The organism is Arcicella sp. (assembly GCF_964672035.1).
The window spans coordinates 26411-33171 of the sequence record NZ_CBABQS010000054.1 but is presented as its reverse complement, the minus strand read 5'-3'; the positions used below and the strand labels follow the sequence as shown (position 1 = coordinate 33171).

General features: G+C 39.2%; 4 protein-coding genes. 3 read left to right on the top strand and 1 reads right to left on the bottom strand.

The genetic code is table 11. The features are described 5' to 3' along the window. Positions 1-548, bottom strand: a 548-nt coding sequence (locus tag AC1W31_RS14230; protein WP_481735135.1) for an acyl-CoA dehydrogenase family protein, incomplete at its 3' end; no start/stop codon positions are given. A 258-nt stretch (positions 549-806) separates the two neighbouring features. Between AC1W31_RS14230 and AC1W31_RS14225 the strand changes: the two genes are divergently transcribed. The 3 genes from AC1W31_RS14225 (at position 807) to AC1W31_RS14215 (ending at position 6656) form a co-directional block, all read left to right on the top strand. Continuing rightward, positions 807-1376 (top strand): adenylate kinase, encoded by a 570-nt coding sequence (locus AC1W31_RS14225; protein WP_481735134.1) that lies wholly within the window; start codon positions 807-809, stop codon positions 1374-1376. Positions 1377-1557: 181 nt separating this feature from the next. Continuing rightward, positions 1558-2592, top strand: coding sequence for a GTPase ObgE (obgE, locus tag AC1W31_RS14220; protein WP_481735133.1), 1035 nt, complete (start codon positions 1558-1560; stop codon positions 2590-2592). Between the two features lie 161 nt (positions 2593-2753). Continuing rightward, positions 2754-6656: a T9SS type A sorting domain-containing protein gene (locus tag AC1W31_RS14215; RefSeq protein ID WP_481735132.1), complete on the top strand. Its 3903-nt coding sequence runs from the start codon at positions 2754-2756 to the stop codon at positions 6654-6656. Positions 6657-6761 lie beyond the last annotated feature (105 nt).

Sequence of the window (6761 nt, the reverse complement as noted above, 5' to 3'; positions counted from 1 at the left end):
GGATTTGTTACCGCCATCACCACCGCAAAAGCTGCTCCATCTGCCGAGGAAGTGAACCATTTTCGACCATTAATTACGTATTCGTCGCCATCACGGACGGCGGTTGTTCCCATATTTACTGGGTTTGAACCCGCATAATCTGGCTCCGTCATCGAGAAACACGAACGAATTTTTCCTTCAATTAAAGGGTGTAAATATTCGTCCTTGATAGCTTGAGAAGCATATTTGTTAATTAATTCCATGTTGCCAATGTCGGGTGCTTGGCAATTGAAAGTGTAATGTCCGAAGGGAGTTGTTGCTAATACTTCCGATACTTGTCCGAACTCGCAAAGCGTCAGTCCGTGTCCGCCTTCTGCTTCGGTATGTTGCAAACCCCAAAGACCTAATTCCTTAACCAATTCACGTTTTTGATTAAGAATTATGGCTACTTTCGAGAACTGTCCCGTTATATTTTCGGCATTTTCGAGGGGGTATATTTCTTCTACCAAAAACGCTTTAATTCTTGGTAATAAATCACGGGTTTTGTCGGTTGCAAATAGTTCTTCCATTTTTATCAATTTATCTTCATGTTTTTTGTAAATTTAGTACAAAATAGTATGCTTGCATAATGTTTTGTAGGATTTAGGCGTATAAATTTAATTGCCTGTAAAATGTGGATTATGGTGGTTTTTACCTAATAACCAATCACTAATCACTAATAACCGATAAAGCACGCCTATTTCACTATTAATTTTGCTATGCTTATTGTAACTTTGTGATTCTTAGAACAAAGCAATAATTTTTCTTATAAAATAATCATAAAACGAATGTTAAATCTCGTCTTGTTTGGCCCTCCAGGGGCAGGTAAAGGAACACAATCCGCAAAATTGATTGAAAAGTATCAATTAGTTCACATTTCAACGGGCGATATGTTCCGTATGCACATCACGAATGATACTGAACTTGGTAAGCGTGTAAAACAAATTTTAGCGGACGGAATGTTAGTGCCAGACTCTATTACGATTGAGATGTTAGAGGAAGAAGTACAACGAAATCCAGCAGCAAAAGGATTTATTTTTGATGGTTTTCCCCGTACAGTGGCTCAAGCAGAGGCGTTAGATGCTTTTTTAGCAGGAAAAGATCAGAAAATAAATGGAGTTGTTCAATTAGATGTTACCCAAGAAATAATCAAAACTCGTATCGCTGAACGTCAGAAAATATCTGGACGTGCCGATGATGATGCGGATAAATTATTAAAAAGAATTGACGAGTATTTCTCAAAAACTATTTTTGTTTTACCTTATTACGAAGCCCAAGGCAAAGTAAAGAAAGTAAATGGAATTGGTGATATTGAGGAAATTTTTACCAACGTTTGCACAGCGATAGATTCGCTTTAATTTTCGATGTTCGATTTTCGTCATTTGATGTTAGTTACGTTTCGTTCGATGTGTGCTGTTTAACCCTCCTATTTGTAATGATAGTTCCTTGTGGAATATCGAAAAGCGAATAGTAAACATCAGATATTGAATATCAAAAACAAATATCGAAAATCGAAAATCGAACATCACACAACAAAATATGACTTCAAATTTCATTGATTACGTTAAAATAAATACCCGTTCGGGGCATGGTGGAAGTGGTTCAAGCCATTTTCGTCGTGAAAAACACGTGCCAAAAGGTGGACCCGATGGGGGTGATGGTGGGCGTGGAGGTCACGTGATTCTGAAAGGAAATTCACAGCACTGGACATTATTACACTTAAAATATAAAAAACACATTTTTGCCAAAGAAGGTAAAGGTGGCGAAGGTCAAAGACGGTCTGGGCTTCAAGGCGAAGATGCCATCATTGAAGTGCCTCTGGGAACGATTGTAAGAGACACAGAAACGGGAGATATTCTGGCAGAAATTACGAAACAAGACGAAGAATTTATTTTGTTGAATGGCGGACGTGGAGGTTTAGGAAATTATAATTTCAAAACTTCTACCAATCAGTCGCCGCATTATGCCCAACCAGGCGAAGAAGGCCAGGATATGTGGGTGATTTTGGAATTGAAGGTTTTGGCCGATGTAGGTTTAGTAGGTTTCCCAAATGCTGGAAAATCAACGCTTTTATCGGTATTATCAGCTGCTAAACCTGAAATTGCTGATTATCCTTTCACGACACTTGTACCCAATTTGGGCGTTGTTTCTTATCGTGGGTTTAAATCGTTTATTATGGCGGATATTCCTGGGATTATTGAAGGAGCAGCGGATGGTAAAGGCTTAGGAACCAGGTTCTTACGTCATATCGAAAGAAATTCTATTCTTTTATTTTTAGTGCCTGCAAATGCCGAAAACATCGAAATAGAATACCAGATTTTATTGAATGAATTGAAATTGTATAATCCTGCTTTATTAGACAAAGAACGTATTCTGTGTATTTCAAAGATGGACTTAGTACAGTCTGACGAAGACCATAAACGTATTTTATCAGAAATTCCAGCAGGTTTACCCCATATTTTCATCTCCTCAATCCTACAGCAAGGATTAGTTGAATTGAAAGATTTATTGTGGAAAACCTTGCAAGATGCACAACCAATTGTTGTTCCAGAAATTGAGGACGATGAATTGTAAATGTTCTTTCGTGGAGACAAGGCGATGTCCTGTCTCTACGAACTTTAATTAGTTAATCTGCCTTGTCTGTTGCTAACTACCAATAAAATACTTAGTATCGTATATTACAATTTTCTGAAACAAAGGATAATTCCCGCCAACATTCTTAGCATACTTTAGTTATGACGAATCTCTTCAAAAAATTCATCTTATTTTCTTGTGTAGTTTTAATGGCTACGCATGGCTCATGGTCGCAAAGTATTGTGATTACGAGTTATAACTGTACAGGAAGTGGTACTGCAAATTTGGCAGTTTCACCCACTACTGGGATTACTTCGTATAGTTGGAAAATTGCAGGAACCAGTACAGTCGTGGCTACAACTGCCACTACGATTCAGCCAAGTGGCTCATATACAGTTACTTATGTTAAAAATAGTGTTACAGGTACAACTGGTATTTCAACGGTTGCAGCGGGTATCGTTCCAACAGCTCCCGTTATTTCACCCGCAACCGTGGCAACGCCTATTTGTGGTTCAGGTACTCAAGTATTAACCTCCACTACTGTCCCAAATTATATTTGGAAAAGAGATGGAGCGACGATTGCTGGTACCACAAATTCAATCACCGCATCGGGTTCTGATGTAGGCTCACCAGGAAATTATAGTTATACGGTAAGTACGGCAAACGGAACTACGGGCTGTACATCCACCAGTAATGCCGTAATACTCACGATGTCTCCAACCCTTGCCACGCCCACAGTTTCAGCAGCAGATGGTAATACTTTAATTTGTGGTTCGTCAACCCAAATATTATCAGCCAGCGGTGGAGGAGCCTCTTATGTATGGAAAAGAGGTTCAACTACTTTGCCAAATACTGGCAGTAATTTGACCGTAATAGGAACCGACGCCACAGGAACTTTTAGTTTTACGGCGGCTATAGCAAATTCAGCAGGTTGCCCATTGGTATTTTCTACTACGGGGGTGTCCTTGACATTATCGCCAGCAATTTCTACCCCAACCATTCTAACGGCCCCCACAACAAATCCAGTTTGTGGTACGGCAACGCAAATATTAACGGCTTCTTCGGGCGGTACTGCTTATGTATGGAAACGTTCGGGTTCAATAATTACTGGTGCAACGAATACGATAACCGTAACGGGAAATGACGTACCCGTAGGAAGTACGTATAATTATACAGTTTCTACTCAAAACTCTGCAGGTTGTGTTTCGGCAGAATCTGCCCCTTTTGCATTGAAGGTATCTCCAAAACCATCCACACCATCTATTACGCCAGCCACATTTACGCCAAATGTTATTTGTGGTTCAGATAGTAAAACTTTAACCGCAACTGGCGGAGGAACAAGTTATACATGGAAACGTGACGGTGTGGCAGTAACGGGTTCAACCAATAATACACTGGATGTGGTAGGAACGGATGTAATCACGGGAGGAACTTATATTTACACCGTTTCCTTGACTAATTCGGTGGGTTGTATTTCTGATGATTCACCAACGGGCGTAACCTTGCAATTATTTCCATCCATACCAGCAACACCCACAATCACGGCTAATGGTGCCGTAACTTTTTGTGAAGGTGGCAGTGTCACCTTAAATTATACCCGAGGCGTTACTTCAGATATGAAGGTTTGGGGCAGAACATCAGGGGCAGATACCACCACCACGAATGCAGACGGAATTACAGTGCGAAGTACCAATACTTTTAGCGTAAAAACCAAGGATGCTAATGGTTGCTTTTCATTGCCATCTAATGCTTTTTTAGTAACGGTAAATCTAAAACCTGCACCTCCGATTATTGACAGAGGTACTGCTAATGCCATTTGTGAACTCGACAGTATTACTTTAACTTCTAATAATAAAGGAACTGGAGCATATTTATGGAATACTGGAAAAAAAACAACGAGTATTACCGTTAGAAATGCGGGAAGTTATAGCCTTACTTTTACGGATTTAAATTCATGTACGTCCTTGCCATCTTTTCCATTTGTTCTGACAATCAATCCGTTACCAGCCAAGCCAACGATTACCAATTTGAATAAAAGTGCATTCTGTTATAGAGAATTTACTTCATTAAAAGCCACCTCAACAACTGCGGGAACAACTTTTGAATGGGATTACCAAAATAGAACGGGAGATCAAATTGATGTTGCGGGTTCTTCAAAAAAGACAGTAGATGAAATAATAAAAGTGAGTGTGAGGGCGGTGTCAGCTTTTGCTAATAGTACAATTAGTCCAGTTTGTAAATCAAGAGAATCTTCGGATTTTACCACGATTACCGTATATCCTTTACCAACAACACCGACCATTACTGCCAGTGGCCCAATTACTTTTTGCCCAGATTCAACGGTTTCGCTTACTTCAACGGATTCTCCCAATGGTGTTTATAAGTGGATAAATGTAAAAAATAGCGTGGAGTTTAGTGATAAGAAAGTAGTACTGATTGATACTACCAGCAAGTTTTATACTGTTACTCCGCTTGGCAAAATTGGCAAATTTTATGTACGTACTATCAGCGATAAAAGTTGTTTGTCGGATACTTCCAAAAATGTTATCGTTACCGTGCGGGATGCTCCTTTAAAAGCGGTAATTAATCCATCTCCCATTTCTGCAACGGTTTGTCAAGGCGGTAAAGTAACCCTAAAAGCACTTTTATCGAATGGAAATATCAATCGTTATAGCTGGAGAGACGAAGCCACGAAACAGGAAGTTTCAACCGAACAGGAAGTTTCTGTGATTGCTTCTGGGACATTTACCGTTAAAGTGAGGGACGTTTTTGGCTGTTTTGCCAATAATTCAGATCCTTTAAAAGTAAATATTAGTCCTTTGCCAAACAAGCCAAGTCTTTCAATTGTAAGACCAAAGATTTTTTGTGATGAAGATAGTACCACCATCCAGTCAAGTCTGCCAAGCACAACGCCAAACGGTAAGAATTTATATACTTGGATTGTGGATGGACAAACTGTTTTGGAATCAGCAAACCGTTTATTTTACTGGAAAAAAGCCAGTAGTATTGCCGTAGCCGTAACGGATTCAAATGGGTGCAAGGCACTTGCCAGCTCGGATACAATCAGAACATCGGTGAATCCATTGCCAACATCACCATCCATCACTGCCCGTGGTCCAATTCCTTTTTGTGCTGATAAAAATGTAACATTAAGTGCCATTGGTGGAAATGGATTAACCTTTAAATGGAGTACAGGAGCCACTACGACCAATATTACTACCAATGTAACAGGCAATGTAACTGTTCAATCTATCAATGGTTTTGGTTGTTTGTCTAAACCATCTCAAGCCATACAAGTGCGGGTAAATCCCTTACCAACTACGCCAAAATTAACGGCAAATAGTGAAACCACTTTCTGTGTCGGCTCAAAAGTAAGAATCATTTCCTCGAGTCCTTTTCAAGCATTTTGGTGGCGAAGTACAACGGATTCAGTGGGAAAAGGAGAAGATTTAACTTCGATTTTTGCGTCAAAAACGGGAAATTATTTCGCTAAAGTACAAGACGATAATGGTTGTATTTCCTTAGCATCCACTCCAATTAGTGTAAATGCAAAACCTAATCCAACCCCGACGATTGTAAAGCAAATTGGAACGTTTTCGCTTGATGCTCAAGGAGTTGGTGATGAAAATGGCTATATTTGGCGATATAATGGAGATGTTCAAAATGACTTAACAACCAGAATTATTAAAGCTAAAAGAGATGGTAATTATCAAGTTCAAGCCAGTATCACCTATACAGGTTTGTCCATTGCGGGAGGGAAATTAGTTTGTTATTCAAATACATCCGAAGTAATTAAATACGTGCAGGATTTATCGTTTAATGGATTCAGTATTTTCCCGAATCCGACGGCAAACAGCGAAATAAATGTGGAAGTAGTTGAAGATTTAATTGGCGCAACCATTACGGTTTATAGCTTATATGGACAACTTCTTTCAGAATATAAAGTTGATAAATTTAATGTTCTGAAAAAGATACAACTGCCTAATTACGAAGGAAGTACATTCATTGTTAAGATTTCAACGGACGGTTTTAACCGAACACGAAGAGTAATTACTTTGAAATAGTAACTTTTAGTAGGCAGTCTGCAGTAGAAAGAAAATGCCACTTTGGAACTATCAATTTCAAAGTGGCATTTTTTTAATCCCTAATCCCTAATCCCTAATCCCTAA

Coding starts and splice junctions, on each gene's coding strand:
- AC1W31_RS14215 (WP_481735132.1), top strand. CDS start 2,754: ATGACGAATCTCTTCAAAAAATTCATCTTATTTTCTTGTGTAGTTTTA.
- obgE (WP_481735133.1), top strand. CDS start 1,558: ATGACTTCAAATTTCATTGATTACGTTAAAATAAATACCCGTTCGGGG.
- AC1W31_RS14225 (WP_481735134.1), top strand. CDS start 807: ATGTTAAATCTCGTCTTGTTTGGCCCTCCAGGGGCAGGTAAAGGAACA.